The organism is Neisseriaceae bacterium CLB008, from assembly GCA_041228285.1.
Lineage (GTDB): Bacteria > Pseudomonadota > Gammaproteobacteria > Burkholderiales > Neisseriaceae > JAGNPU01.
Window position 1 is genome coordinate 1,341,248 of the sequence record CP166133.1, and the last position, 24,871, is coordinate 1,366,118.

Here is a 24,871-nt window from a genome sequence, read left to right on the forward strand (position 1 = left end):
AGGTCTCTATGGCGTTAGGCCGCTTTTTGCGGCAGTTTCAAGTAGTCAATCAACAATGATTCTAATTGCAGTTTAACACTTAAGGTGTGCTGACCGTAAGGGGCTAGAGCGTTTAGGCTGTCTAAGTAGGCGAACAGCTTGAGAGCGTCTATTTTTTGCGCCAATGCGCTTAAGGCCGCTTGATGCTCAGGATAAAAGCTGAGCTGTTGGGCCTGCTGCGTTTGGGCGATGTCTAAACACCATTTTTGTAACCAGTTTAAAAATAGGCTGAGCGGCCATTTTTTTTGGTCAAACTTGGCTGCATAGTCTAGACAGGCGATTAATCTAGGTTGACTTAATAGGGCCAATAATTCGGCACGCATGGCTTCATGTTCGGGCTCAGGCTCGAATAAAGGGGCACCGTGGTTAAATGCAAGTAAGGCTTCAGCATTTTCTGTGCCCTGTTCACGCAGATAGGCTAAGGCCTGCTCCGGCGTAGGTGGGGTTAAGGGTAATTGACGGCAGCGGCTTTTAATCGTTGGTAACAGCTTGTCCTTATTGTGGCACACCAATAAGAATAAGACGCCGGCAGGCGGTTCTTCTAGCGCCTTTAAGAGGGCGTTGGCGGCCTGGGTGTTCAGGGTTTCGGCTGGATTGATCAGCAAAATGCGCATGCCACCACGGTGGCTGGTGAGCTGTATAAACGACAGGGCTTCGCGCACATCGTCAATCTTGATTTGGCGCAGTTTTTTGGCATTGGTTTCGCCTTCCTCTTCAAACGGCGTCAGCAGCTTGAAGTCGGGATGGCTGTGTTGGCCCATCAAATGGCAGGATGGGCAGCGACCGCAAGGCTGATGCTCTTGCAGGGGCTGCTCACACAATAAGGCCTGAGCCAGATGTTCGGCAAAGGCGCTCTTGCCAGTCAGGGCTTTGCCTGTAATCAGCCAAGCATTGGGCTTGCTGTCCCACTGCTTGGCCAAGTCTCGCCAGTTGGTTTGGTGCCAGGGATAAATCATGCGTGCTCCAATGCCTGTTTGAGTTGGGTCAGAACGGCGTTGATTTGGGCCTGGACCGCATCGACGGGCTGGCTGGAATCCAATACAGTATAGCGCTCAGGATGGGCTTGGGCACGGGCTAAATACACGTTGCGGGTACGCTCGAAAAAATCACGTGCTTCTTGTTCGAAACGGTCTTTTTCGCGCGAACGCGCTAGACGTTCTTCGGAGACGGCCAAAGAAACGTCCAGTAATAAAGTTAAGTCTGGCTGTAGGCCTTGTTGTACCCAGTCTTCTAAAATTTGAATTCGAGCCAAAGGGACGCCGCGACCGCCACCTTGGTAGGCAAAGGTCGCATCGGTAAAGCGATCGCTTACCACCCATTTACCCGCGGCTAAGGCAGGCTCAATCACGTCCTCAATGTGCTGCATACGGGCGGCAAACATCATTAACGTTTCGGTATTGAGGCTGGCTTTGGTGTCCGGGTTAAGTAACAGGCCGCGTAAGGCTTCACCCACGGGCGTACCGCCGGGCTCGCGGCTAAACACGGCATCGATGCCGTGTTCGGCAAACCAATTTTTCATAAAGGCCAGATGAGTACTTTTACCCGCCCCATCAATGCCGTCTAAGGTAATGAATTGGCCACGCATATTAGCCTCCTCTTTTTAAAATGTATTTACGAACCGCTTGGTTGTGCTCAGGTAAGTCGTGGCTGAAATAGCTCAGGCCAGTGCCGTCCATCATGGAAACGAAGTATAAGAACTTTTCTGATGAGGGGTGGGCAGCGGCCTCTAAAGCTTTTTGGCTGGGCAGCGAAATCGGCGTGGGCGTTAGACCAGCGCGGGTGTAGGTGTTGTAAGGCGTGTCTCGGCGCAAGTCCGCTCGGCGCAGGCGGCCTTTAAAGTTTGGGCTGATGCCGTACATGACGGTTGGGTCAGTTTGCAGGCGCATGCCAATATTCAAGCGATTTATAAACACCGCCGCCACGTGTTTACGGTCGGCTTCGTGGCCGGTTTCGCGCTCGATCAGGCTGGCCATGATCAAGAGTTCGTAAGGGTCTTTATAGGGGAGGTCGTATTGGCGGTCTTCCCATGCGGCCGCGAGCTGGCGCTGCATGTTTTTATACGCCAAAGTATAGATGTTTAAATCCGTCTCCCCTTCGTTATACTGGTAGGTATCGGGGAAAAATAGGCCCTCTGCTTTAGTGTAAGGCGTATCGGGATCAATTTTTTTTAATAGTGCGGCTTCAGATAGACCGCTAGTGATGTGTTCTAAGCCGCCCGATTGCGCAATCAGGGCACGCATGTGGCTGAAATTAGAGCCTTCTAAAATAGTGATGTAGCGGGCTTCTGGCTTGTCATTCAGGAGTACGCGTATGATGTGCCAAGTCGAAGCACTTTTACGAAAGCGGTAGACGCCTGGGCGCAGCTTATTTTGTCCGCCCATGCTGTAGGCCACAGCCTTCATCAATATCTCGCTTTTAATGACGCCATCTTTTTTCAATTGGCTGACAATTTGGCTATAGCCTTGGTTCTTTTTGATGCTTAAAGAATAGGTTTTGTCGAGGACAAATGGGTAGAACAGCAGCGTGGCGATCACGATGAACACGGTTAACAAGCTACCGAGGGTATAAAGTTTGGCTTTACGCATAAGAGTATGGGCTCTGGTAGGGAGGCGCGCGCCTCATTTATAAAGGCGCTATTTTAACATTCTTTATCGGGCTTAGGGGGACTGTGGCGCCTCGCGCTGGGTTTTTTCAACAGGCTGTTACCTTGGATGAAACAACGGCAGGCTGGGCATCCACGGTAAAGGCGCGATTGTCGCGTGCTTGGCTCTGGCGGTGGTGGTAACGATGATTTGTTGGTCACTTGTAAGGTGGGCACGCTTCGCTTTGCGCCACCCTACTAAAGAGTCAATAAACCATACCTTAATGCGAGCAGCGTAGGCCCTTAAGCGTAGGGTGGGTCGTGACCCACGCGGGTTTTAAATGTGGACACGTGAGCACGTTAGGAGTGGTGGGTAGGCTACGCTTTACCCACCCTACGCGACGGTAAATAATCCATGGATTGATGGCACAGGCAAAATGGTCGTTTAAGCGGTCGGTAAGGGATGAGAATCATTATTAATCCCATTGATTTTAAAGCAATATTTTGTATTTTTGCTTGGTATTTGCTTGGTTTTTTGATACTATGATCGCGATTTGAGGGTTGGCGGCCTCTGTGGCCGTGCCCAGACAGGATATTTAGCCGTTTGGCGGGGGACTCGCCTCACGGCCTCTAATACGAAAGGATGGCGATGACTCAAGACAGAGACAGCCTGATGAAGTCGGCCACTTACGCTTCGGTAAGTTTGGCCGTGTGTTTGATTGTGCTAAAAGCCTGGGTATGGTTTGCCAGCGGTTCGGTCAGTATTTTGGCCAGTTTGATTGACTCTTTAATGGATTCCGGCGCCAGCGTGATCAATATGATTGCGGTAGGCATTGCGATTAAACCTGCTGACAAACACCATCGCTTTGGCCATGGCAAAGCCGAAAGCCTGGCGGCCTTAATGCAGGCAGCCTTTGTGGCTGGCTCAGCGGTGTTTTTATTGTTGCAGGCGTTTGATCGTCTGCTGCATCCTCAGCCCATCAACAATACCGGCTGGGGCATGGTGGTGATGGTGGTGTCGATCGTGGGCACCATTGCCTTGGTGATGTATCAGCGATACGTGATCCGCCGTACCAACTCGCAGGCGATTGCGGCAGACTCTTTACATTACGTCAGTGACCTCTTGGCCAACAGCGTGGTGATTTTGGCCTTGCTCTTAACCACTTGGGGCATTGACAGCGCCGACGTTTATTTGGCGTTCTTTTTGGCTGCGTGGATTTTCAAGAGCGCTTGGGATATTGCTAAGAAAGCTTTGTCCGATTTGATGGACCAAGAGCTGCCGGCGGCTGATAGGGAGCGGATTGAAGCGCTGGTGTTGGGGGTGAGCGGCGTATTGGGCATGCATGATTTGCGCACCCGTACGTCTGGTGCCAATGTGTTTATTCAATTGCACATTGAGTTAGACAATCATTTAAATATTGTTGCGGCACACGAGATTACTGAAAAAGTGGAGCGCACCTTGGAAAAAGCGTTTGACTACAGCGACGTCATCGTCCATCAAGATCCGGTCAGCGTGGTGGACAATGCCCGTGGTAAAGGTTTGCTGTAAAAAGGGCGCATAAAAAGGGTGCATAAAAAAGACTGCCAAGGCAGTCTTTTTTGGTTTTACTGATTATTAGTCGACGATGAATAAAGTGGCGCCTACTTCAGTGGCAGAGCGGTGTGGCTCTGCGTGATCCGCTACTTGATAGCTCATGCCCGGCGTTAAGACGAACTGGCGGCCATCGGCTAGCTCGGTGGTTAGTTCACCCTGTAGGCACAGTAAAATATGGCCTTTTTCGCACCAGTGATCGGCTAGATAGCCAGGTGTATAGGTCACCATGCGCACGCGGATGTCACCAAACGTTTGCGTTTGCCAATAGGCCAAGCCGCGCTCGCCCTGATGTTCTGTGCGCTCGATGCTGGACCAGTCGGTGGTGTGAAACGGTATATTGTGTAGATTCATTGTTGTCGTTAACTTAGGTTATTGAACGCTTTTGGCTTTGCTGCGTTTAGGGCTTTTTGCTTCGGGGAAGGTGAGATGGACTTGTCCTTCCTCATCAATTTGCACGATGACTGAGCCGCCGTGGGTCAGCTTACCAAACAAAAGCTCGTCGGCGAGGGCTTTGCGAATGGTGTTCTGAATTAAGCGTGCCATAGGGCGAGCCCCCATCTGCGGGTCAAACCCATGCTTGCTGAGGTAGAGCTTCACCGACGGCGTGAATTCAATCTCTACTTTTTTCTCCAGCAGCTGCTCTTCTAGCTGCATCAAGAATTTATCCACCACGCGTTTAATCGTGTCGGTATTCAGCGGCGCAAACGGAATGATGGCGTCTAAACGGTTGCGAAACTCAGGGCTAAATAGGCGTTTGATCGCAATCATTTCGTCACCAGCCTTGGTTTCGGTGGTAAAGCCCATACCAGGCTTCGCTAGCGCTTCGGCGCCGGCGTTGGTGGTCATGATGAGGATGACGTTACGAAAGTCTGCCTGACGGCCGTTATTGTCGGTTAAGGTGCCGTTGTCCATTACTTGCAACATGATATTGAAAATGTCGGGATGAGCCTTTTCAATTTCATCCAATAGCAACACCGCAAATGGATGTTTATTTACGGCTTCGGTCAATAAGCCGCCTTGTTCAAAGCCAACATAGCCTGGCGGCGAGCCGATGAGGCGGGCTACCGAGTGGGCTTCCATGTATTCAGACATGTCAAAGCGCAGCATCTCAACGCCTAGGGCAAAAGCCAACTGTTTGGCTACTTCGGTTTTGCCTACGCCTGTGGGGCCAGAAAACAGGAAGGTGCCAATAGGCTTATTGGGTAAGGCTAGGCCTGAGCGTGCCATTTTGATGGCGCTGGACAAGGCTTCGACAGCTGGATCTTGACCATAAATCACGTTTTTGAGGTCGCGGTTTAAGTATTTTAAGACGCGCTTGTCGTCGTGAGAAACGGTTTTTTCTGGGATACGCGCCATTTTAGCCACGATGGCTTCAACGTCGGCTTTGCCAATGGTTTTACGCTGTTTGTCTTTGGGTAAGATGCGTTGCGCCGCCCCGGCTTCGTCGATGACATCGATGGCTTTATCGGGTAAAAAGCGATCGTTGACGTAGCGAGCCGACAGCTCAGCTGCGGCCTCTAAAGCCGCCTGGGTGTATTTAACCTGATGGAAAGATTCAAAGGCTGATTTTAAACCCTTTAAAATGCCCACAGTTTGCTGCACCGATGGCTCAGCAATGTCGATTTTTTGGAAGCGACGGCTGAGCGCATTGTCTTTTTCGAAAATGGTGCGGTATTCGTGATAGGTCGTGGCGCCGATGCAGCGTAGGCTGCCTTTCGAAAGCGCAGGCTTTAAAAGGTTGGAGGCGTCCATGGTGCCACCAGAGACGCTGCCCGCGCCAATAATGGTGTGTACTTCATCAATAAACAGAATGACATTGGGTAATGCTTCAATCTCTTTAAGGATAAGCTTTAAACGCTGTTCGAAATCACCACGGTATTTGGTGCCTGCGAGTAGGGCGCCTAAATCCAGTGACAATACTTGGGCATCAGCCAGAACATCGGGCACCAGCTTTTGCACCACCATATAGGCTAGGCCTTCGGCCAGGGCGGTTTTACCCACGCCGGCTTCGCCCACTAATAAGGGGTTATTCTTGCGGCGGCGGCACAATACTTGGATCATGCGCTCTAATTCGGCTTCTCGACCAATCAATGGGTCGATCTTGCCAGCCAAAGCCTGCTTATTGAGGTTGGCCGTGTATTTCATTAAGGCCGTTTCATTGCCGCTGGCGTCTTCGCTGGCTTCGGCTTCTGGCTCTTGATTTGGGCTAGGCGCATCATCTGGGCCAATGCCGTGGGCGATGTAGTTCATGACCTCTAAGCGAGTAATCGATTGCTGATTGAGATAATAAACCGCATGGGCGTCTTTTTCACCAAAGATCGCCACCAATACTTGGGCGCCATTCACGTCTTTGTGGCCAGAGGATTGGGCCTGCATGATGGCGCGCTGAATCACGCGTTGAAAGCCTAATGTAGGCTGGGTTTCAACACGTTCAGACATGCTTTCGGGAATAATCGGGGTGTTTTCGTCGATAAACTCGCTGAGCTTATGGGCTAAGATGGCTAGGTCTGCCTTACAGCCAAGTAAGACTTTACGAGCCAAATCATTTTCTAGTAAGGCCAAAAGTAAGTGCTCTACGCCTAAAAACTCGTGACGTTTCAGTTTGGCGCGCGCAAAGGCATGTTGCAATGTGGATTCTAGTTCGGGTGTGATCATGATTATTCCTCCTCTGCAATACACAATAAGGGGTGGCCATGTTCTTGCGCTAAGGCCATCACTTGCGTGACTTTGGTAAAAGCAATGTCTTTCGAGTAGAGGCCACAAACGGCCTTGCCTTCTTCGTGAACTTGCCACATAACCGCTTCGGCCTGATCTTGGGTTAAGAAAAAGACTTCGGTTAAAACGTCTACCACGAAATCCATTGGGGTGTAGTCATCGTTTAACAAGCATACCTTGAATTTTCGTGGAGGAGGCATATTTTGTGTATTTTCTACAACTTCTACCGCTATATCATAGTGAGTGTTAAATTTTGTCATGTATATCAATGCTTTCGGCGTCAATTTCGTCTGAGTTTTGTGGCGTCTTTGGTTTTTAAATGCCAAATATGAAAACTTTACTTGACGATATTAAATAAGTTGCGTAAAACGTTAGACGGTGCTCGATTTTGTGGGGGGTTAAGTTTAACCCATAAACCACACTGTCGTGTTATTTAGTCTCACCAACATGTTTTTATAGTATAGGAAGTTTCATGGCAACAGGTATTGTTAAATGGTTCAACGACGCTAAAGGTTTCGGTTTTATTACTCCTGACGAAGGTGGTGAAGATCTATTCGCACACTTCTCTGCGATTAATATGAGCGGTTTCAAAACCTTGAAAGAAGGCCAACGCGTTAGCTTCGAAGTGACCGATGGTCCTAAAGGCAAACAAGCCTCAAACATTCAAGCAGCTTAATTTGATTTAATCGAATTCAAAAAGCCGCTTTCGAGCGGTTTTTCTCTTTGATGGTTGTTTGTGTACAGGTCTACATATTAGGCTGGCAAAGCAACATCAAATAAGCATCACATGCACACAATAGATACAGTTGAGATTATGGTTTTATTCAGCAAAATAAAGGCTGCCTAACGGCAGCCTTTATTGCGTTTAGCGGTTTTAGCAAGAGGTGAGGATCTTTGACAAGAACTGCTGTGCACGTTCACCGCGTGGCGCGTTAAAGAATTCATCTTTACTACAGTCTTCTTCAATGCGGCCTTGATCCATAAAAATGATTCGGTCGGCCACGCTCTTGGCAAAGCCCATTTCATGGGTGACACACATCATGGTCATGCCTTCTTTGGCCAATCCCACCATCACGTCTAATACTTCTTGAATCATTTCCGGGTCGAGGGCGCTGGTTGGCTCATCAAACAGCATGGCGACAGGGTCCATGCTTAAAGCTCGGGCAATGGCCACTCGTTGCTGTTGACCGCCAGAAAGCTCGGCTGGAAACTTCTTGGCGTGGGCGCTTAGGCCTACACGGTCAAGATAGGCCAAGCCCTTCTTCAAGGCCTCATCGTTGCTGCGCCCTAAAACCTTGGTCTGGGCAATGGTGAGGTTGTCGATGATGCTGAGGTGGGGAAAGAGTTCAAAATGCTGAAACACCATGCCCACGCGACTACGTAGCTTGGATAGGTTGGTTTGGCTGTCCTTTAGCTTCATGCCGTCGATGATGATCTGGCCTTCTTGAAACGGCTCTAGCGCGTTGACGCACTTGATGAGGGTGGACTTGCCAGAACCAGAAGGGCCGCACACGACGATTACTTCACCTTTATTGACAGTCGTGCTGCAGTTGGTCAAAACCTGGAAATCACCATACCACTTGCTGATGTTTTGAATGTCTATCATATTTGTCGTTTGGGTCATACGCTGATCTTTCTTTGTAACTGTTTGACAAGGCTAGAGGCGATAAAGCTGATCACAAAATAGACCACGCCCACGAAGACGATGTAAGGGGTTAATAAGCCCATGAGGTCGCCGCGCACAGAAGCCGAGCGGAAAAAGTCGGTTAAGCCTACGGCGTAGACCAACGTCGTGTCTTGGAACAAAATAATGCTTTGCTGCAGCAGTAGCGGCGTCATTTTTCGAAATGCCTGTGGCAAAATGATGAGGCGCATGGTCTGACCATAAGTCATCCCTAGGGCGTAGGCTGCGTTCATTTGGCCTTTAGAAATCGACTGAATGCCCGCGCGCACAATTTCAGAGAAATAGGCCGCTTCAAACAGCATGAATGCCACTACCGATGAGGCAAAGGCCGTGTCTATGGTCATGAATTCACCAGTGACCCAGTTGTAAATCAAGGGTACGGCAAAATAAAACCACAGCAAAACCAGCAGAAGCGGCACTGAGCGGAAGTAATTCACGTATAGTTTGGCCGCTTGGCTAAGTACGGTAAAGCGCGACAGTCTGGCTAGCGCTAAGAGCGTGCCGATTACGATGCCGCCTAATACGCCAAAGGCCAAAACTTTTAGCGTCATCCATAAGCCTTCTTGCAGGCCAGGTAAAGCTTGGGGGAGGTCGGCCCAGAAATTCATGATTTACCTCCTGTCAGCATGCCGGGAATGCGTAATTTTTTCTCTAAGGTATTCATACCAAAAATCAACAATAGATTAATGATCAAATACAGAATCGTCGCATAGGTTAAGAACTCAAATGTGTTTTGAGTGTATTCACTGGCGGTTTTGATTTGGGTGATGAGCTCTGCCGCGCCGACCAAAGAGGCAATCGAAGCGTTTTTAAAGCAGTTGGTGAGCTCAGAGCTTAACGGGGGCAGAATCATTCTGAAGGCCTGCGGTAACAGCACGATTTTGTATACCTGCGGCAGGCTGAAACCCATAGCATAGGCCGCATTCGCCTGGCCTTTGGGTAGGGATTCTATCCCCGTACGAACCTGTTCGCACAGGCGGGCAGCAGTAAACAAACCCAGGCCGATGGCCGCCGAGATATAGGCCGAGGTGGCGGGTGATAAACTTTGATACCACCAATCTTGCATGCTGATGGGCATCAGCGTAGGTAAGACGTAATACCATAAGAACAACTGTACCAATAGCGGTACGTTACGGAAAATCGTGACGTAAGTAGTAGCGATGCCGCGTGCCCATTTATTGGGCAGAGTGCGCATAATGCCTAGTGTGGTGCCGATCACCATGGCGATGACCCAGGCGGTTATAGAAATGGCGAAGAGCCACCCCAATCCGGTAATGATCCAGCTTAAATAGGTTTCGGTGCCGATCCCTGTGTCGCTGAATAAAACGGACCAATTCCAGCTGTAGTCCATATAAACCCCTTTAGTGAAACCTTACAAACACAGCCAAGTCCGACGACTTGGCTGTGGATCATGGCGTGTATTGCCAGTCTTTTGGTTATGCTTCTTTATCGTGCGGCTTCGCAATCAGGCTTTTTAGTTCGTTAGACATTGGGAAGTTGAGGTTTAAGTTTTTAGGCGGTACCGGTTTTTGGAACCACTTGTTGTAAATGGTGTTGATTTCGCCAGACTTGTAGGTGGCGATAATGGCATTATCGACAACGCGTTTAAAGTCTGCATCACCTTTGCGCATCATGCAGCCGTAAATTTCAAACGACTGTGGCTTGCCGGTGACGACCCAGTTGCTTGGGTTTTTAGATTTGGCAATTTCACCATAAAGTAGGGCATCATCCATCATAAAGGCATCGGCGCGGCGGTTTTCTAACAGCAAGAAAGCATCGCCATGATCTTTGGCTGAAATGATTTTGATGCCAGCGTTATTCTTCGCATTGTAGGCGCGGATGTAGCGTTCTGAAGTTGTGCCCGCGGTGGTCACCAAGGTTTTACCTTTAAGGTCGGTAAATTCTTTAATGCCAGAGGATTTCGCGGTTAAGAGACGGGTGCCAATTTCAAAAATACCCACCGAGAAGGCGGCTTGTTTTTGACGTTCGGCATTATTGGTGGTCGAGCCACACTCAATGTCTACTGTGCCATTAGAAACCAAGGGCACACGATTTTGTGACGTCACCAGGTTATAGCGAACCTTGAGGTTCGGCATATTGAGTTCTTTTTTTACGGCTTCAACGACTTTAAGCTGTAAATCGTGAGAATAGCCGATGGGTTGCTTGGGGTTGTTGGCAATGTAAGAGAAAGGAATCGATGAGTCGCGGTGGCCTAATACAATGGTGCCTGAATCTTTAATCTTCTTTAAGGTGCCGGTGTATTCTTTGGCGAAAACAGGTGTGGCCATGACGGCGACAGCGATGGCGGTCAAAGCAAGGTGTTTGATCATGATGTTTCTCCTATTACGATTGTGGACATTTAGCCTATGTTTAGGCTTGTAACTTATGTTTATTAGATCTATGCGTAATGCAAAGATTGAATTTAATCTACGACATAATATCTGAAAAGGCAATGATTTTTTAATGCCATTGGCTCATGCTTGACGGTTGGCAGACAAGCCAATGCCTTGCCGCTGGTTGACTTGGGGCTAGATGTTAAAGTTAAGCCAGTGCTGATTTATGGTATTCTTGAGAGCGAACAATGGCTGCTTGCTTGCATCACCAAGTGGGCTAAGATAACTGGATAAAGGGGCGAGTAAACATGACTTTTTGGCAGGATTTAGGCGTAGACATGAGCTACGCTTTACAAATCATGTTGCCGATCCTGTATTGGCTTTTGGTGGCGTCGGTGACCTTTCGGCTGTTGATGAAGCGTCAAGTTGTGTCCGTGACCTTGGCCTGGCTGATGGTGATTTTTCTGATTCCGTTTATTGGTGTGTTTCTCTACCTCATCATAGGGGAGATCTACCTTGGTAAGGAGCGGGCTCAAAACGCTAATGCCATGAAGGAGCCTTTTCACGACTGGGTTTGTGATCTGAATGCCGCTCCTAGGTTGGTGCTGAAAAAAGCATCTGCCATTGCGGCGCCGCTATTTAATCTGTGCCAACAGCGGCTTTCCATTCCGTGCTTAATGGGTAATGAGCTGCATATTTTGGATAATGCGTTTGCCGCTATGGCAAGCATTGTTAGAGATATTGATGACGCTGATGACAGCATCAAAATGGTGTTTTACATTTGGCACAATGGCGGCCTAGTTGATGAGGTTAAAAAGGCATTAATCCGGGCGCAACAACGAGGGGTGAGCTGCCACGTGATGTTGGATTCCGTCGGCAGCGCCGCATTTTTTAAAAGCAAAGTGCCTGCTGAAATGAAGGCGGCAGGCATTGAGATTGTCGAGGCGCTACACGTGAGCCCAATTCGGATGTTTTTTCGCCGCATGGATTTACGTCAGCACCGCAAAATCATCGTGATCGACAACAGCATTGCCTACACCGGCAGCATGAATATGGTGGATCCTGCCTATTTTAAACAAGGCGCTAATGTCGGGCAGTGGATCGATGTGATGGTGCGCATGAATGGGCCTATTGCTTCGGTTTTAAATGGCTTACATGCATGGGATTGGGAAATCGAAACCGGCCAGCGCATGCTGCCGCCCCATCCAACCCAGCCAGCCATTGCCGTCAGCGGCCACAATAGCCATGCGGTACAGTTGTTGGCCACAGGGCCGGGTTTTCCCGAGGACTTAATGAATCAGTCGTTGCTGTCGGCGATCTACGCTGCCACGACTGAGGTGGTGATCACCACGCCTTATTTTGTGCCCAGTAACTCACTCTTAGAAGCCTTAAAGGTTGTGTCTTATCGTGGGGTGAGGGTGCAGCTCATCGTGCCAAAGCATAACGATTCGACCATGGTCAAGTGGGCCTCGCGCGCTTTTTTTGACGAGCTGCTCAGCGCGGGCGTCGAGATTCATCAGTTTACTGGCGGCCTATTGCACACCAAGAGCGTTTTGGTCGATAACCAGCTGAGCATGGTTGGGACGGTGAACATGGACATGCGTAGCCTGTGGCTGAATTTAGAAGTCACCATCGCGGTGGATGATGAAGTGTTTGCCAATGAAGTGGCCTTATTGCAAGAAGGCTATTTAAATCAATCGGAACGGTTGGATGCCGCTCTTTGGTTAGAGCGGCCGCTGAAAAAGAAAATGTTGGAAAAGTTATTTTTCATCATGAGTCCATTGCTGTAATGGGCACAATGTGCTAAAAATAACGGTATAACGTACAGACTGAATCGGTTGATGTGGCTGCTTCTTGAATTCTGCCTAGGCCAGAACCAAGACGCAGCCATTGCTGTATTTAGCCATTTTTTATCTAGCCAACAAAGAGAGAACTGCATGAGTCACATAACCGCCGATGATAAGGCGTTGATCTTAGCCGAAGCCTTACCTTATATCCGTGAGTTTTCAGGCAGCACCATTGTGGTGAAATACGGTGGTAACGCCATGGTGGACACTGAATTAAAACAAAATTTTGCCAAAGACATTGTGTTGTTAAAACTGGTGGGCATGAACCCCATCGTGGTGCATGGCGGTGGTCCCCAAATCAACCATGCGCTTGAACGCGTTGGTAAGGAAGGCGCCTTCATTCAAGGCATGCGCGTCACCGATCGCGAAACCATGGACGTTGTGGAAATGGTTTTGGGCGGCGGGGTGAACAAAGAAATTGTGTCGATGATCAATCAGTTTGGCGGCAAAGCGGTTGGCATTACGGGCAAAGACGGCCATTTTATTCGCGCTAAAAAACTGTGGATGCAGGATGAAAAGGCCAACGACATCGACATTGGTCAAGTAGGCGAAATTGAGTCCATCGACACCAGCTTGATTGATGCCCTCACGGGCCAAGGCTTTATCCCCGTAGTGGCACCGATTGGCGTTGGCTCACAAGGCGAAGCATTTAACATCAACGCCGACCTAGTTGCTGGTGAATTGGCCAAGACATTGGCCGCTGAAAAACTGATTTTAATGACCAATACGCCGGGTGTTTTGGATAAAAATGGGGCGTTGATGACGCGTTTAAATGCGGATTCAATCGCCGGTTTGATTGAGGATGGTACGCTTTATGGCGGCATGTTGCCCAAGATCCAGGCGGCGCTAGAGGCGGCTCAAGACAATGTCCAAGCGGTACACATTATTGATGGCCGTGTGCTGCACGTTTTGTTGTTGGAAATCTTTACTGCAGCGGGCGTCGGCACCATGATTACTGCGGTATAAAGTGAATTGATTGATCAAAAAAGCCTTTAAATATAAAGGCTTTTTTTGTGGGCATCGTGGGCTATCACACCATAGAAAAATATCATCTTGCCCCGCTTTACTTTTGCCGTCATTCATTGTTGAATGAACGCTTATTAGCAAAGGAAGACCATGAATATTGTGATTGTTGGCGCGAGTAAAGGGTTAGGGCGAGCGTTTGTACAGGGCTTAGGTTCGGAGAATGATGAGATCTACGGCGTGGCACGCAAGCTGCCTTCGGCAGACTTTATGTCTAAGGCAGCCGCCGTACATTGGATTTTGGCCGATATGAGCCAGCCGCAGCAGGCGGTAGTAGAAGTCGTGGCGCAGCTGCCTGAGGTGGTAGATGTACTGATTTACAATCTTGGCCTATGGGAAGCAAAAGCGTTTGCCGATGATTATGATTTTCAACAGGATGATGACTTGGAAATCATGACCATGGTGAACAGCAATGTGATGGCCACTATTCTATTGATGAAGCACGTCATGCCCAAGCTGTTGGCGTCTCAGCGGCCTAGAATAATTTTGACGGGTTCTACGTCGGCACTGCGTCAAAGTGGGCGGCCAGAGGTGACCTTTGGCGCCACTAAAACGGCCTTAAATGGTTTAGCGGATGCCCTCAGAGAAGGCTATCGGGCGAATAAGCTGGCGGTAACCACGCTACAGCTAGGCTATTTAAATACTGATGATGATCTGTCTGTGCCTGTGGTAGAGGCGGCATTGGCCGGCGGTGGCGAAACCATTCCGGTGCACGATGTGGTGATGATGACCCAAAGCATCCTACAGTTGTCTGAAGCCTCGTTTGTGCGTGAGCTGTGTTTGCCTGCTATATTGGATGAGCGGTTTTAGAACAAATCCCTAGCCTAGGCTAGGGATTTCTTTAATTCATTTTGGTGATGATGTCGACGTCGACTTCCGTACCGCGTCGGTCCTTATCTATTTCGCCATAAAGTTCGACGATGTCGTTAGGTCCAACCACCTGGCCGCGCCATTTGTCTTGGTCGATTTCAACCGTCATGATGCCGGTATTGTCTTGGAGTTGATATTTGTCTTTGCTCAGCTGTTTGGTCAGCTTACCCTGGAGGCGTACTTTGCTGTCGTCGGGGAGGGTTAAAGCCTGTTTGATGGTGCTTAGGTTTACCGTTGTGCCTGGGCCGGTATAACCGCTGGCCGTGTTGTTGACGTAGCCGCCCTGAGCAAGCGAAAGGGTGCTGCAGCTCAGTAAGGCGATAGCAAGGTATTGTTTTAACATGATGAACTCCTTAAAGAATCATGAACGTAAACTCAATTTATCGCCCATAAAAAATGAGCGACACCTATGATAAAAGTGTCGCTCATTTTAAATAAAATGTACAGCTTAGCGAATCAAGTCTTCGCTGCTGGGCTGTACTTGTGGTGGTGGGGCATCGATTGCGGTTGCTTTTCTGGCCTCTTTCGCCTGATTCACACAAGCAGTGAGGGATAGGGTGACCAATATGATGCTCAGCCATACTGTTTTCATTTTTTTGCTCCTGGCGGCTATGGAATGTGTCTTTGGTATAAATGTTTTATATAATCCTATTGTACTGCCCGCAGGCGTGAATGACAAAATATATTATTGAGTATCAGAATACGCTTTGCTTTAGGGTTGGCGTCAGTCCAGCGCATTTTATGGTTTGAACACGAATTATTTTAATCATAAATGTGAACATGAGGTCAATTTGGGTGTAGTCTAGAGTGGTTCACTTAATGCTAAGAATAGGAGATTCATGATGCAGATAAATCAACAAGACGATGGTAAGCATGGTGTGTTTCAGCTATTAGACAAGGGCATCATCGCAGGTGAGATGTCTTATACTTGGGCCGGCGAAGGCATGTTGATCATCGACTCTACGCAGGTTAGTGATGATTATCGTGGCCAAAGTGTTGGGCGTACCTTGTTAACTGCACTGGTTGATTTTGTACGGGCTAAGGCCGTTAAGGTGATACCTTTATGCCCTTATGCGAAAGCAGCGTTTGATAAGGACGCCAGTATTCGAGACGTTTTACGAGATCAATAGATTTTATTAACCCCAGTTAATTGATATTAAATGACATTTTTTATTTATTTATGAAATTGGGGTTGATTTTAGCTAATAGGCATATTAAGATTAATTTGGGTTGAGTTCTAAAGTATGACTCAGAGAGAGCCCACTTGCCCCAACGTGTCTCGCTGCGTTGGGGCATTTTATTAAGCGTACATAAATAGAATATTTATACTATATATTATAGGGGTATAATAGCCTCGGGTTGGGCTTCGGCCCCGAGAGAGAACCCGCAGCCCTAGGACTCACACACTCCTAGGGCTTTTTTCATGTCTGTGATGGCTTTAGTCATGCGGTAATTGATCAAGGTTTGCCCTCTAAACACGACGGATTGCGCACAGATCACGACAAACCCTTGGCGCTCAAAGAAAGGCCGTGCCGTGATGCTGGCTTCGGTCTCGATCTGAACCATGCCTTGTGCCCGTGCAAACGTTTCTAAAGCCGTATAGAGCCGAGTCGCTACACCGCTGCGCTGATGTGCCGGATGGACGAACAACATGTCTAAATAGCCCGTCGCGGTTAAGTCAATAAAGCCAATCACCTCATCCTCACACAAAGTGACCCAAGCAGGGCGGCTAAGCCGCTTTTGCGCCCAGGCCTCAGGATCGGGTACTTGGGCCCAAGCGTGAACTTGGGCGGGCGTATAGTCTTGAGCAGCGACTTCAGTGATGGCGCGTAAAAATACTTCAATTGTGCCGCGCGCATGCTGCGCTTTGTAGGGGCTGATGGTGATGGCTGAAGGCATTGAATACTTTCTTTAAGTTCGATGACTGATTTTATCATGCACAGATTTTGATCACTTAGTCACGATATTAAGCCTGTTAAATAGCTAGTGATATTAAGCTTTGGCTCTAGGCAAGCCAGATACGAATTACATTTAAAAGATTATTGGCTTAACTATTTGGAATATAGTTAAGCTTGTTATGAGTATGCCCTCTTGATTGGGTTAAATATGGAGTAGCAGTGGATAAATTGGATTACGTCGTACGGCAATTAGCCCGTACAAAATCAAAGAAATATGAGCAGTATGTAGTGACTGGCATTGTTCATAAACTCAATCGGCAAGACGTCAAATTTGTGACGCAGCAATATGTCTCTCGTGATAATGGAGCTCGAAGGGCACTGACGGATTTATATTTTCCAGCTGTTGGCGTGCACATTGAGGTGGATGAACCTTTTCATGGTAAACAAGTAGAGCAAGACGAGCTTAGAACCTCTGATATTGTAAATGCAACCAATCACGAGATATTGAGGATCAAGATTGAAGATGCAACTTTAAAAAGCCTAGATCAACAGATAGATGAATGTGTGACGTTCATCAACCAAAAACTTAATGCTATACCCGATTTAAAACCTTGGTGCCCAAAGGATGACTATGCGATTGAGCCACATATTGAAAGAGGCTATATGGATGCTCATGATAATATTGCCTTTAGACGTATAGCCGATGCTTGTAATTGTTTTGGATATAATTATCAAAGCTATCAACAAGGGGGAGCGAATCATCCGCATTTTGATAATGTGCTTTTATGGTTTCCTAAGTTATTTGAAAATAAGGGCTGGTCTAATACGATCTCAACCGATGAAACAGTTATTACTGAGTATGCACTTGTTGAAAGTGAGCGCCAGCTTCACTTTGATAAGCACATCAACGACAAGAGAAACCAAAGGCTTGTTTTTGCCAAGGCTAAAGATAGTCTAGGCATGGTTTTATATCGGTTCAAGGGTTTGTATGAGCTTGATGTTATACAGAGTAAAGCTAAAAATATGCTGGTTTGGAGAAGGATCATGACTAGAGTGCCTACTTATCCCGCTGATTTGGGTAAGTTGGCTCGGTAGCCAAGAATATAAGAAATGAGTTTTTGTAGAAAAAGCCCTGAATAATCAGGGCTTTTTATGGTTTTTAAGGCTTCAAGAAAGCTTTAGAAAAGCTAACTTTTTATTCCCATTCGATCGTTGCTGGGGGTTTGCCAGAAACGTCGTACACTACCCGGTTAATGCCGCGCACTTCGTTGATGATGCGGTTCGATACTTTGCCCAATAGATCGTACGGTAGGTGGGCCCAGTGAGCGGTCATGAAGTCGTTGGTGATCACGGCACGCAGCGCCACAACGTATTCGTAGGTACGGCCATCGCCCATCACGCCAACTGATTTAACTGGCAAGAATACGGCAAAGGCTTGGCTGGTCTTGTCGTACCAGTTTTTACCGTCTTCATCGGTGAAGTTACGTAACTCTTGAATGAAGATGTCGTCGGCACGACGCAATAGGTCGGCGTATTCGGCTTTTACTTCACCTAAGATACGCACGCCTAGGCCTGGGCCTGGGAAGGGGTGGCGGTAAACCATTTCTTTCGGTAGGCCTAGGGCCACGCCTAACTCACGTACTTCGTCTTTGAAGAGGTCGCGTAGGGGCTCTAAAAGTTTTAAGTTTAAGGTATCAGGTAGGCCGCCTACGTTGTGGTGGCTCTTAATGGCTTGAGCTTTGTTTTTCTTACCGCCAGCAGATTCGATCACGTCTGGGTAGATGGTGCCTTGAGCCAACCATTTGGCGTTGCTGAGCTTGCCAGATTCTGTTTGGAAGACTTCAACGAACTCAGCGCCAATGATTTTGCGCTTTTGTTCTGGGTCGGTCACGCCCGCTAGCTTGCCTAAGAAGACGTCGGCGGCATTGGCGTGAATGATTTTGACGCCCATATTGCGCGCAAACATGTCCATCACCATTTTGCCTTCATTTAAGCGTAACAGGCCGTGGTCAACGAAGACGCAGGTTAGTTGATCGCCAATGGCGCGGTGGATCAAGGCGGCAGCCACAGAGCTATCAACGCCGCCAGATAAGCCTAGAATCACTTCTTCGTCGCCAACTTGTTCTTTAATTTTGGCTACAGCATCTTCGATGTAGTTAGGCATGGTCCAGCTAGGCACAGCGGCACAAATGTCTAAAACAAAGCGATTAATTAAGGCGCTGCCTTGTTTAGTATGGGTCACTTCTGGATGGAACTGTACGCCATAGAAGTGTTTTTCTGGCTGGGCCATGATGGCCACTGGGCAGCTAGGTGTATGGCCAACAACGGTGAAGTCAGCAGGTGCTTGCGTCACTTTGTCGCCATGGCTCATCCAAACGTCTAAAGCTTGCTCATTGGTATAATCGCTTAGGCCTTGGCTTAACGCATTGTCTGTTAGGGCCACTTTAGCGTAGCCAAATTCGCGCTGATCACCAGCACCAACTTGGCCACCTAGCGTGTGGGCCATCCACTGCATGCCGTAGCAAATGCCCAAAACGGGAATGCCTAAGTCAAATAGGCCTGCGTCGGCATGGTAGTCAGATTCGTAAACAGAGTTGTAGCTGCCAGAAAGAATAATGCCTTTAGGGTTAAAAGCTTTGATTTCTTCGAGGCTAATGTCGAAAGGATGGAGTTCGCAATAAACGTGTGCTTCACGAACGCGTCGGGCAATCAATTGAGCCACTTGAGAGCCAAAATCTAAAATCAGAATTTTATCCATATTTGGGGTTACATATTTTCGTTAGGGTTAGAAGAGGGACGAGGGTTTTGTGATTTATAAGCAGGTGGTTTTTTGTAGGGAATGTATTCGCTGCGCGCGATCAACATCAGCAGCCCTAAAATAACGAGGCCTAATGCCAAAATGGGCGAGTAGGCCAAGTATTCACTTTTAATTAAATAAACGGCTAAGCCGCAATACATCAGAAAAGGGCCCCAAACCACGGTTTGCTTATTGAAACCGTCTACAATCATCACCACCAAACCGGCAATCGCTAAAAATAAAGCGATGATCGAGCTGGTGGCGGGTAGGATGTCGGTGGTTTTTAAAAACCAAAGCGTGCCTAAGACGATTAAAACCAAAGGCAATGCAAGCGTGGGCGTTTTCATGGAGTTAACCTCGTTGGTTGTCTTTCATTAAACGTTGCTTCTCACGCTGCCAGTCTTTCTCTTTTAAAGACTCACGCTTGTCGTGAAGTTTTTTACCTTTGGCCAAACCAATGTCGACCTTGATGCGGCCTCGGGTAAAGTGCATATTGAGTGGCACAATGGTGTAACCGCTGCGCTCTACTTTACCAATCAGCTTGTCGATCTCAGACTGCTTTAACAGCAGTTTGCGTGGTCGCACTGGATCGGGCTTAACGTGGGTAGAAGCCGTAGCTAAGGCCGTAATGTGGCAGCCAACCAAGTAAAAGGCGCCTTTTTTCTCTTGAATATAGCTTTCTTTAAGCTGTACGCGGCCATCGCGAATGGCTTTGACTTCCCATCCTTCTAAGACCAAGCCCGCTTCAAGTTGCTCTTCAATGAAGAAATCATGAAAAGCTTTCCTGTTGTTTGCAATACTCATTAAAAACTCCTTACGCTTATTAACCCATATTTTACCAGAATGAGGCAAAAACGGTAAAAAATCACCAGTGGGCAAAAGCGTGGCATAATATGGGATATTTTTTTTGGTTTGGCATCATGAAAGTAGAGAAAAACGTTTTAGTGGCGCATACGGCTGAGCAAATGTTTCAACTGGTCGACACCATTAAGGACTACCCCAAATTTTTGCCATGGTGTAGCCAAGCGATAGAAATTGAACGCACCGATAATGAAGTGGAAGCCTCGTTGCACATGGATTATATGCGTATTCGCCAGCAGTTCACCACCCGTAACCATAATGTGTTAAATCAGCACATACACATGAAGCTGGTAGACGGGCCTTTTCGTTATTTGGAGGGGCAGTGGCACTTTACGCCTTTAGGTGATTTTGGCTGTAAAATTGAATTCACGCTGGATTATGAGTTTGCCAATCCTTTTTTATCCAAATTAATAGGGCCAGTTTTCAGTAAGATTTCGGGCACCTTAGTAGACGCCTTTATTAAAGAAGCAGATCGACGTTATGATTAGGACTAAATTAATCAATATTGAAGTGGCGTATGCCACAGAAACTGAGCAGGTGATTGAATCGTTGCGCGTGCCTGATGATACTAAGCTGTCACAGGTGATCGCCTATTCACATCTGCCAGAGCGATTCTCAGAACTCAAACAATGGCCCTTAGATTTAGGCGTGTGCGGTAAGGTCATGCCTTTAGAAACGGTGTTAAAGCCGAATGATCGCGTTGAAATCTATCGCCCCTTGACGCTGGATCCAAAAGAACGTCGCCGCCAATTAGCCGCGGCAAAGCTAAATGATGAATCATCAGGGACCGATTAAATAGATATGTCACAAATTAAACTCATAGTAGGCCTAGGAAACCCAGGACCAGAATACGCACAAACGCGACATAACGCTGGTTTTTGGCTAGTTGATGAGCTTGCTTATCAATGGCAGGCGCGTTTTAAAGAAGAGAAGAAGTTTTTTGGGGAGGCGGCACGGGCTAGTCTGCCAACGGGCGATGTATGGCTGTTAAAGCCTAATACATTCATGAATCGTTCGGGGCAATCCGTTTTGGCCCTAGCCAGTTTTTATAAGATTCTGCCTCAGGAAATCCTGGTGGTGCACGACGAGTTAGACTTGTTGCCAGGCATTGCCAAGTTTAAAAAAGGCGGCGGACATGGTGGCCATAATGGCTTGAAAGACATTCAGGCTAAGCTTTCGTCTCCAGATTTTTGGCGCCTGCGTTTAGGCATTGGCCATCCAGGAGATAAGAACCTCGTGGCGAATTTTGTATTGAAGAAGCCGTTGACCGCTGAACAAACCCTAATTGACGACGCCATCTGGGCGGCTAAGTCCGTATTTAATGAAGTGTTAGCCGATCAGTTTGAAGAGGCCATGCGCATACTGCACAGCCATAAACCTTAAGCTCACTGGATCATAAAAAAGCCCTGATGTTGCATCAGAGTTGTATTTGCAAGTAATCTTGATTTACTCTTTTATATCAATTGTTAATGCTAATTTACTTATATTGTTTTTCCGCAAATAACACATCATTTCCGCAATTCATCTAACGGCAGTAGTATTTTGTCTTTGCGAATGTACCGCTTGGTCATTGATTGTGACGTATGGCCAAGCTGTCTTTGTGCTGCCTCTGGATCATCAGACTGCAAGAAAGTGTCGGTTCCTGATTTAGCCCGTAAGTCCCTAAACTGGCAAGTTGATAGCTCTTCTTTTAGGTCAGGATTTTTCGCAATGGCAATTAACTTCAATTTCGCAAACCTATCCCTCATCGCTTCGACTCGGAGCGATTTCCCAGTCGAGGTACAAAATAGATAAGTGCTACTTGTTTTTGATCGACGATCTAGAATCTCTTTAAGCTTCCCCGCGACAGCAAAACGAAGTTTAACTTTCGTCTTGTTTTGAGTAATGGATAAAAGGTGGCTGCACACGATTGATCAACAAGGGAAGTCTGGCTCGTACACGAACCCGCTTTTTTCGTCTGGGGTGGCGATATGGTCAGCAAGTATGGTAGCTAGAGGGAGTAATTATACGTATTGGGCACCCTTGAGTGACGATTCGGTCGTTTCATTATCAGGGAATACCTTAACTTGGAAAGTAGAGCCTGTGTATGGGTGGAGCGCCACCATTCCCTTAGCTAACCAATACACCGTAATAAGGATATTTTTATCATGACAGTTGGCGCTCAGTTTTTTAATGATAATGGAGTTGTTCAGATTACTGATGAGGTTGAGTCTGTGGTATTCCTAAGGGAAGATGCCACCCCGAAGCCATTGGGTACAACAAACGAGTTGAGGGTCGAGAGGGATAGCAGAAGCTTTGTATTTGGGCCAATCAGTATGGCGAACATTCCAAGTAGTGGTATTGGGTTAGAGTTATTTAATGCGAGTGGTAAGCGCATGTTTTCTTCTCTTGTGCCGCCTGCGGCTATTATCGGGATGGTTAAAACGGACTACCGAAGTCCAGTTAAAGAGGTAAGAGGTAATAGCGGTAGAAAGTATGGCGTTTGCGTGCTAAATAGAGGCATGGCCTCTTGGCCTACAAATGTGCAAATGATCCCTGAGCACGCACCAAATTGGGATGATTATTATATATAACCTAAGGCGGCGCTTTATTGATTATGAGATAACAGACTGGGGCATCAGGACCAAGATAGAAGAAGACGTTATTCAGGGTATGGAGAGTGATACTTATCCTCAATCATTTGACAGTAGTCTTATTTTTGAGGCATTGGTTTTCGATCTGACAGCCGTAGTGTAAACATAAAGCACCCCATGTATTTGAGGGTGTTTTTTATGGAGTTTTTTATGCCACAGATGACGGGCATCTTTCGGATGCACAAAGGGGTGGCTGGCAACGAAGTCACTTACACGCCGATTCCCAACTCGGTGATCATCTTCACTAATACTGCAACAAGCAAGGAGGCCTTAAGGACAGAGACAAGTGCCACTGGTGCATTTAATTTCACGATCCCAGCTGGCCGATACCTGGTTAACTCTTATGTTAAGGGTGGGAGTTCTTTAGTCACAATTGGTGGCCAATCAGGTTGGGAGGTTTTAGCCAACTCACCCAAAACGGCCTTTCAGGACTTCATTGATAACCCCGATGCTGGGGATGTTGATGGTGCACTATTAGACCAATTTAAGCAGCTGGCCACACAGTCCACCCAAGGCGCCATAGATGCTGGTGTTGCTCGCGATGACGCACAGCAGGCGGTAGCTGATACGCAAGAAATCGTTAATGATTTCCAAGAAAGCATCTCCCAGAAAATAGATGATGATGACGAGACGAAACTAGCGTCTGAGGCGGCGCTTGGTAAAGTTAATGTCAAGGCAGGCTTAGCCAAAGAAAAGGCTGATCTTGTCGGCATACAGGCTAATAATAATGCTAATAGTATTATTGATGTCCAATCAAGCATATCTGATCTTGAGTCTAATAAGGCTAATGTTTATGTAGGCATGCAGTCATTTTTACCTTGGCGTCCATCCGACTTGCCATTAAAAATGACTGGCTGGTATGCAATGAACGGCGACAACGTACTCTTAAGCTCACGCGTTGGCCAAGCCCTTAATGGCCTGCCTCAAACGTACAAGGACGGCTGGAGCATTAAGGTGACGGGCGTCAATATTAACGTGCCGAACTGGTTTCATGCAGATGGTAGGGGTTATCACCCTCGGGCTAGTTTGACGCCCGGTGCAAGGCTGGAGGATGCTGGGCAGAGAATTATTGGAGGGGCGTATTTTAGATCAGGGGGCGGCTGGTCTACTGTTACCAATGCAACAGGTGCTTTTTATTCAACTACCGGATCAGATACTGCCCGCTCACTTCCCGTTTCATCAGACACAGCGGCATACAACTCTAATGGTGTGGGGTTTGATAGTGAGCGAGTGGGACGAACAGCAAACGAAACCCGAGGCATGTCCTTAGGCTTACTACCAATCATTTATCTAGGGGTGTAATTATGAATGAAGAAATTATGATTGATGAAGAGATAGTGGTAGACGAGCCAGAACATGTGGAGCCTCTCTTTAACCACTACTTTGATGACACTAAGCCGCATTGCCCGTACACGTTCACGGGTGAGGCTAACCCAGGCACCTTGCCACCCAATAACGCAGTTCGTGTAGCGCCAGTCATAGTCGAGGGGAAGTGGCCATGCGTGAAAGACGGTGGCTGGGTTCAAGTGCCGGATAAGCGTGGCCCCCAGATTTGGAACACTAAGAGCCAAGAGCAAAAGGACAACACTGAGGTGATCATTCCTGACGGCTGGACTGACAAAAAGCCCCCGACCAGGCTGCACCGATGGACCACGAAAGGTTGGACGATCACTAAGGTCAATCAAGCAAAGCTTGATGACGAAATAGCCATGCAGAAGAAGTTGGCAGCAGTTCAATATGTAGCAACCCTTAGGGCTGATTGTGATCGTGATATTTTGCCATTGCAGGATGCTGTCGATTTGAACGAGGCCACGCCAGAAGAGGTTGGTCAACTTGAAATTCTTAAGCCTTATCGTATGGAGTTGAATCGATGGAAATATCCATCCGCTGAGCCTGTCCTTGCCCAGCGTTATAGCGTGATTGAATAGTACTGCTATATCCATTGCGATAACTTAGTGAGACAATGTGAATCAATTCAGTATTTTGGGCTAAATTA

30 protein-coding genes are annotated in these 24,871 nt (G+C 47.6%); 13 read left to right on the forward strand and 17 right to left on the reverse strand.

Annotated features, from left to right (window positions below; genetic code table 11):
- Nucleotides 1–14 precede the first annotated feature (14 nt).
- The 3 genes from holB to mltG are packed head-to-tail and all read right to left on the reverse strand — an operon-like array spanning nucleotide 15 to nucleotide 2,624.
- Nucleotides 15–995, reverse strand: a complete 981-nt coding sequence (gene holB, locus AB8Q18_06140; protein ID XDZ52638.1) for a DNA polymerase III subunit delta' — start codon at nucleotides 993–995, stop codon at nucleotides 15–17.
- Entirely contained in the window at nucleotides 992–1,624 is a 633-nt protein-coding gene (gene tmk, locus AB8Q18_06145) for a dTMP kinase (GenBank protein ID XDZ52639.1), read from the reverse strand. Before tmk ends, holB begins: the two co-directional genes overlap by 4 nt.
- Before the next feature lies 1 nt (nucleotide 1,625).
- A complete protein-coding gene (gene mltG / locus AB8Q18_06150; protein XDZ52640.1) occupies nucleotides 1,626–2,624 on the reverse strand; it encodes an endolytic transglycosylase MltG in 999 nt (332 codons plus the stop codon).
- A gap of 645 nt (nucleotides 2,625–3,269) precedes the next feature.
- On the opposite strand from mltG, the gene AB8Q18_06155 reads away from it, so the two are divergent.
- A complete protein-coding gene (locus tag AB8Q18_06155; GenBank protein XDZ52641.1) occupies nucleotides 3,270–4,169 on the forward strand; it encodes a cation diffusion facilitator family transporter in 900 nt (299 codons plus the stop codon).
- 66 nt (nucleotides 4,170–4,235) lie between these two features.
- On the opposite strand, the gene AB8Q18_06160 is transcribed toward AB8Q18_06155, so the two are convergent.
- From AB8Q18_06160 to clpS, 3 genes are read right to left on the reverse strand one after another with little or no spacing between them, the layout of a single operon-like run.
- A complete protein-coding gene (locus AB8Q18_06160) occupies nucleotides 4,236–4,565 on the reverse strand; it encodes a DHCW motif cupin fold protein (GenBank protein ID XDZ52642.1) in 330 nt (109 codons plus the stop codon).
- 18 nt (nucleotides 4,566–4,583) lie between these two features.
- Nucleotides 4,584–6,869: an ATP-dependent Clp protease ATP-binding subunit ClpA gene (gene clpA, locus AB8Q18_06165; protein XDZ52643.1), complete on the reverse strand. Its 2,286-nt coding sequence runs from the start codon at nucleotides 6,867–6,869 to the stop codon at nucleotides 4,584–4,586.
- Nucleotides 6,870–6,871: 2 nt separating this feature from the next.
- Complete coding sequence (gene clpS, locus AB8Q18_06170) at nucleotides 6,872–7,129, reverse strand: ATP-dependent Clp protease adapter ClpS (GenBank protein XDZ52644.1); 258 nt, start codon at nucleotides 7,127–7,129, stop codon at nucleotides 6,872–6,874.
- A 272-nt stretch (nucleotides 7,130–7,401) separates the two neighbouring features.
- Here clpS and AB8Q18_06175 point away from each other — a divergent pair, with 272 nt between their 5' ends.
- A complete protein-coding gene (locus AB8Q18_06175; GenBank protein XDZ52645.1) occupies nucleotides 7,402–7,605 on the forward strand; it encodes a cold-shock protein in 204 nt (67 codons plus the stop codon).
- A 198-nt stretch (nucleotides 7,606–7,803) separates the two neighbouring features.
- Here AB8Q18_06175 and AB8Q18_06180 read toward each other — a convergent pair whose 3' ends face one another.
- The 4 genes from AB8Q18_06180 to AB8Q18_06195 form a co-directional block, all read right to left on the reverse strand.
- The gene (locus AB8Q18_06180) at nucleotides 7,804–8,535 is read right to left on the reverse strand and encodes an amino acid ABC transporter ATP-binding protein (protein ID XDZ52903.1); all 732 of its coding nucleotides are present in this window, start codon (nucleotides 8,533–8,535) and stop codon (nucleotides 7,804–7,806) included.
- A 14-nt stretch (nucleotides 8,536–8,549) separates the two neighbouring features.
- On the reverse strand, nucleotides 8,550–9,221 hold the full coding sequence (locus AB8Q18_06185; protein ID XDZ52646.1) for an ABC transporter permease subunit: 672 nt from the start codon (nucleotides 9,219–9,221) through the stop codon (nucleotides 8,550–8,552).
- On the reverse strand, nucleotides 9,218–9,964 hold the full coding sequence (locus AB8Q18_06190; GenBank protein ID XDZ52647.1) for an amino acid ABC transporter permease: 747 nt from the start codon (nucleotides 9,962–9,964) through the stop codon (nucleotides 9,218–9,220). The genes AB8Q18_06185 and AB8Q18_06190 overlap by 4 nt, the downstream gene beginning before the upstream one ends.
- Before the next feature lie 85 nt (nucleotides 9,965–10,049).
- Nucleotides 10,050–10,943, reverse strand: a complete 894-nt coding sequence (locus tag AB8Q18_06195) for a glutamate/aspartate ABC transporter substrate-binding protein (protein ID XDZ52648.1) — start codon at nucleotides 10,941–10,943, stop codon at nucleotides 10,050–10,052.
- Between the two features lie 311 nt (nucleotides 10,944–11,254).
- Between AB8Q18_06195 and cls the strand changes: the two genes are divergently transcribed.
- The 3 genes from cls to AB8Q18_06210 all read left to right on the forward strand — a co-directional run bounded on the left by cls (nucleotide 11,255) and on the right by AB8Q18_06210 (nucleotide 14,626).
- Nucleotides 11,255–12,736, forward strand: a complete 1,482-nt coding sequence (gene cls, locus AB8Q18_06200) for a cardiolipin synthase (protein XDZ52649.1) — start codon at nucleotides 11,255–11,257, stop codon at nucleotides 12,734–12,736.
- 147 nt (nucleotides 12,737–12,883) lie between these two features.
- Nucleotides 12,884–13,759 carry an acetylglutamate kinase gene (gene argB / locus AB8Q18_06205; protein ID XDZ52650.1) on the forward strand — a complete coding sequence of 292 codons (876 nt, stop codon included), beginning with the start codon at nucleotides 12,884–12,886 and terminating at the stop codon, nucleotides 13,757–13,759.
- A 150-nt stretch (nucleotides 13,760–13,909) separates the two neighbouring features.
- Nucleotides 13,910–14,626 (forward strand): SDR family NAD(P)-dependent oxidoreductase, encoded by a 717-nt coding sequence (locus AB8Q18_06210; protein ID XDZ52651.1) that lies wholly within the window; start codon nucleotides 13,910–13,912, stop codon nucleotides 14,624–14,626.
- 31 nt (nucleotides 14,627–14,657) lie between these two features.
- Here AB8Q18_06210 and AB8Q18_06215 read toward each other — a convergent pair whose 3' ends face one another.
- Both AB8Q18_06215 and AB8Q18_06220 read right to left on the reverse strand, forming a co-directional pair.
- Entirely contained in the window at nucleotides 14,658–15,029 is a 372-nt protein-coding gene (locus tag AB8Q18_06215; GenBank protein XDZ52652.1) for a YgiW/YdeI family stress tolerance OB fold protein, read from the reverse strand.
- A gap of 105 nt (nucleotides 15,030–15,134) precedes the next feature.
- Complete coding sequence (locus AB8Q18_06220) at nucleotides 15,135–15,278, reverse strand: hypothetical protein (GenBank protein XDZ52653.1); 144 nt, start codon at nucleotides 15,276–15,278, stop codon at nucleotides 15,135–15,137.
- A 247-nt stretch (nucleotides 15,279–15,525) separates the two neighbouring features.
- Here AB8Q18_06220 and AB8Q18_06225 point away from each other — a divergent pair, with 247 nt between their 5' ends.
- The gene (locus AB8Q18_06225) at nucleotides 15,526–15,816 is read left to right on the forward strand and encodes a GNAT family N-acetyltransferase (protein XDZ52654.1); all 291 of its coding nucleotides are present in this window, start codon (nucleotides 15,526–15,528) and stop codon (nucleotides 15,814–15,816) included.
- Between the two features lie 262 nt (nucleotides 15,817–16,078).
- Here the strand turns inward: AB8Q18_06225 and AB8Q18_06230 are convergent, their stop codons facing one another.
- The gene (locus AB8Q18_06230; protein XDZ52655.1) at nucleotides 16,079–16,585 is read right to left on the reverse strand and encodes a GNAT family N-acetyltransferase; all 507 of its coding nucleotides are present in this window, start codon (nucleotides 16,583–16,585) and stop codon (nucleotides 16,079–16,081) included.
- 218 nt (nucleotides 16,586–16,803) lie between these two features.
- Between AB8Q18_06230 and AB8Q18_06235 the strand changes: the two genes are divergently transcribed.
- Nucleotides 16,804–17,679, forward strand: a complete 876-nt coding sequence (locus AB8Q18_06235; GenBank protein XDZ52656.1) for an AbaSI family restriction endonuclease — start codon at nucleotides 16,804–16,806, stop codon at nucleotides 17,677–17,679.
- A 100-nt stretch (nucleotides 17,680–17,779) separates the two neighbouring features.
- Here AB8Q18_06235 and guaA read toward each other — a convergent pair whose 3' ends face one another.
- The 3 genes from guaA to smpB are packed head-to-tail and all read right to left on the reverse strand — an operon-like array spanning nucleotide 17,780 to nucleotide 20,185.
- Nucleotides 17,780–19,342, reverse strand: coding sequence for a glutamine-hydrolyzing GMP synthase (gene guaA / locus AB8Q18_06240; GenBank protein ID XDZ52657.1), 1,563 nt, complete (start codon nucleotides 19,340–19,342; stop codon nucleotides 17,780–17,782).
- 8 nt (nucleotides 19,343–19,350) lie between these two features.
- Nucleotides 19,351–19,728 carry a hypothetical protein gene (locus AB8Q18_06245; protein ID XDZ52658.1) on the reverse strand — a complete coding sequence of 126 codons (378 nt, stop codon included), beginning with the start codon at nucleotides 19,726–19,728 and terminating at the stop codon, nucleotides 19,351–19,353.
- Nucleotides 19,729–19,732: 4 nt separating this feature from the next.
- Nucleotides 19,733–20,185, reverse strand: coding sequence for an SsrA-binding protein SmpB (gene smpB, locus AB8Q18_06250; protein XDZ52659.1), 453 nt, complete (start codon nucleotides 20,183–20,185; stop codon nucleotides 19,733–19,735).
- A gap of 113 nt (nucleotides 20,186–20,298) precedes the next feature.
- Between smpB and AB8Q18_06255 the strand changes: the two genes are divergently transcribed.
- The 3 genes from AB8Q18_06255 to pth are packed head-to-tail and all read left to right on the forward strand — an operon-like array spanning nucleotide 20,299 to nucleotide 21,625.
- Nucleotides 20,299–20,730 (forward strand): type II toxin-antitoxin system RatA family toxin, encoded by a 432-nt coding sequence (locus tag AB8Q18_06255; protein XDZ52904.1) that lies wholly within the window; start codon nucleotides 20,299–20,301, stop codon nucleotides 20,728–20,730.
- Entirely contained in the window at nucleotides 20,723–21,037 is a 315-nt protein-coding gene (locus tag AB8Q18_06260) for an RnfH family protein (GenBank protein ID XDZ52660.1), read from the forward strand. The genes AB8Q18_06255 and AB8Q18_06260 overlap by 8 nt, the downstream gene beginning before the upstream one ends.
- A 6-nt stretch (nucleotides 21,038–21,043) precedes the next feature.
- Nucleotides 21,044–21,625, forward strand: coding sequence for an aminoacyl-tRNA hydrolase (gene pth / locus AB8Q18_06265; GenBank protein XDZ52661.1), 582 nt, complete (start codon nucleotides 21,044–21,046; stop codon nucleotides 21,623–21,625).
- 125 nt (nucleotides 21,626–21,750) lie between these two features.
- Here the strand turns inward: pth and AB8Q18_06270 are convergent, their stop codons facing one another.
- The gene (locus AB8Q18_06270; GenBank protein ID XDZ52662.1) at nucleotides 21,751–22,149 is read right to left on the reverse strand and encodes a tyrosine-type recombinase/integrase; all 399 of its coding nucleotides are present in this window, start codon (nucleotides 22,147–22,149) and stop codon (nucleotides 21,751–21,753) included.
- Nucleotides 22,150–22,389: 240 nt separating this feature from the next.
- Here AB8Q18_06270 and AB8Q18_06275 point away from each other — a divergent pair, with 240 nt between their 5' ends.
- From AB8Q18_06275 to AB8Q18_06285, 3 genes are all read left to right on the forward strand, one after another.
- Complete coding sequence (locus AB8Q18_06275; protein XDZ52663.1) at nucleotides 22,390–22,815, forward strand: hypothetical protein; 426 nt, start codon at nucleotides 22,390–22,392, stop codon at nucleotides 22,813–22,815.
- Between the two features lie 210 nt (nucleotides 22,816–23,025).
- Nucleotides 23,026–24,177, forward strand: coding sequence for a hypothetical protein (locus tag AB8Q18_06280; GenBank protein ID XDZ52664.1), 1,152 nt, complete (start codon nucleotides 23,026–23,028; stop codon nucleotides 24,175–24,177).
- A 2-nt stretch (nucleotides 24,178–24,179) separates the two neighbouring features.
- Entirely contained in the window at nucleotides 24,180–24,803 is a 624-nt protein-coding gene (locus tag AB8Q18_06285; GenBank protein XDZ52665.1) for a tail fiber assembly protein, read from the forward strand.
- The last annotated feature ends 68 nt before the right edge of the window (nucleotides 24,804–24,871 follow it).

Bases quoted from the DNA above. Each gene is read 5' to 3' on its own strand.
- clpA (XDZ52643.1), bottom strand. From the start codon at position 6,869: ATGATCACACCCGAACTAGAATCCACATTGCAACATGCCTTTGCGCGC.
- AB8Q18_06220 (XDZ52653.1), bottom strand. From the start codon at position 15,278: ATGAAAACAGTATGGCTGAGCATCATATTGGTCACCCTATCCCTCACT.
- AB8Q18_06195 (XDZ52648.1), bottom strand. From the start codon at position 10,943: ATGATCAAACACCTTGCTTTGACCGCCATCGCTGTCGCCGTCATGGCC.
- argB (XDZ52650.1), top strand. From the start codon at position 12,884: ATGAGTCACATAACCGCCGATGATAAGGCGTTGATCTTAGCCGAAGCC.
- AB8Q18_06210 (XDZ52651.1), top strand. From the start codon at position 13,910: ATGAATATTGTGATTGTTGGCGCGAGTAAAGGGTTAGGGCGAGCGTTT.
- AB8Q18_06230 (XDZ52655.1), bottom strand. From the start codon at position 16,585: ATGCCTTCAGCCATCACCATCAGCCCCTACAAAGCGCAGCATGCGCGC.
- cls (XDZ52649.1), top strand. From the start codon at position 11,255: ATGACTTTTTGGCAGGATTTAGGCGTAGACATGAGCTACGCTTTACAA.
- AB8Q18_06175 (XDZ52645.1), top strand. From the start codon at position 7,402: ATGGCAACAGGTATTGTTAAATGGTTCAACGACGCTAAAGGTTTCGGT.
- clpS (XDZ52644.1), bottom strand. From the start codon at position 7,129: ATGCCTCCTCCACGAAAATTCAAGGTATGCTTGTTAAACGATGACTAC.
- mltG (XDZ52640.1), bottom strand. From the start codon at position 2,624: ATGCGTAAAGCCAAACTTTATACCCTCGGTAGCTTGTTAACCGTGTTC.
- AB8Q18_06275 (XDZ52663.1), top strand. From the start codon at position 22,390: ATGACAGTTGGCGCTCAGTTTTTTAATGATAATGGAGTTGTTCAGATT.
- AB8Q18_06245 (XDZ52658.1), bottom strand. From the start codon at position 19,728: ATGAAAACGCCCACGCTTGCATTGCCTTTGGTTTTAATCGTCTTAGGC.
- AB8Q18_06285 (XDZ52665.1), top strand. From the start codon at position 24,180: ATGAATGAAGAAATTATGATTGATGAAGAGATAGTGGTAGACGAGCCA.
- pth (XDZ52661.1), top strand. From the start codon at position 21,044: ATGTCACAAATTAAACTCATAGTAGGCCTAGGAAACCCAGGACCAGAA.
- holB (XDZ52638.1), bottom strand. From the start codon at position 995: ATGATTTATCCCTGGCACCAAACCAACTGGCGAGACTTGGCCAAGCAG.
- AB8Q18_06280 (XDZ52664.1), top strand. From the start codon at position 23,026: ATGCCACAGATGACGGGCATCTTTCGGATGCACAAAGGGGTGGCTGGC.
- smpB (XDZ52659.1), bottom strand. From the start codon at position 20,185: ATGAGTATTGCAAACAACAGGAAAGCTTTTCATGATTTCTTCATTGAA.
- AB8Q18_06160 (XDZ52642.1), bottom strand. From the start codon at position 4,565: ATGAATCTACACAATATACCGTTTCACACCACCGACTGGTCCAGCATC.
- AB8Q18_06180 (XDZ52903.1), bottom strand. From the start codon at position 8,535: ATGATAGACATTCAAAACATCAGCAAGTGGTATGGTGATTTCCAGGTT.
- AB8Q18_06260 (XDZ52660.1), top strand. From the start codon at position 20,723: ATGATTAGGACTAAATTAATCAATATTGAAGTGGCGTATGCCACAGAA.
- AB8Q18_06225 (XDZ52654.1), top strand. From the start codon at position 15,526: ATGATGCAGATAAATCAACAAGACGATGGTAAGCATGGTGTGTTTCAG.
- guaA (XDZ52657.1), bottom strand. From the start codon at position 19,342: ATGGATAAAATTCTGATTTTAGATTTTGGCTCTCAAGTGGCTCAATTG.
- AB8Q18_06155 (XDZ52641.1), top strand. From the start codon at position 3,270: ATGACTCAAGACAGAGACAGCCTGATGAAGTCGGCCACTTACGCTTCG.
- tmk (XDZ52639.1), bottom strand. From the start codon at position 1,624: ATGCGTGGCCAATTCATTACCTTAGACGGCATTGATGGGGCGGGTAAA.
- AB8Q18_06190 (XDZ52647.1), bottom strand. From the start codon at position 9,964: ATGGACTACAGCTGGAATTGGTCCGTTTTATTCAGCGACACAGGGATC.
- AB8Q18_06215 (XDZ52652.1), bottom strand. From the start codon at position 15,029: ATGTTAAAACAATACCTTGCTATCGCCTTACTGAGCTGCAGCACCCTT.
- AB8Q18_06185 (XDZ52646.1), bottom strand. From the start codon at position 9,221: ATGAATTTCTGGGCCGACCTCCCCCAAGCTTTACCTGGCCTGCAAGAA.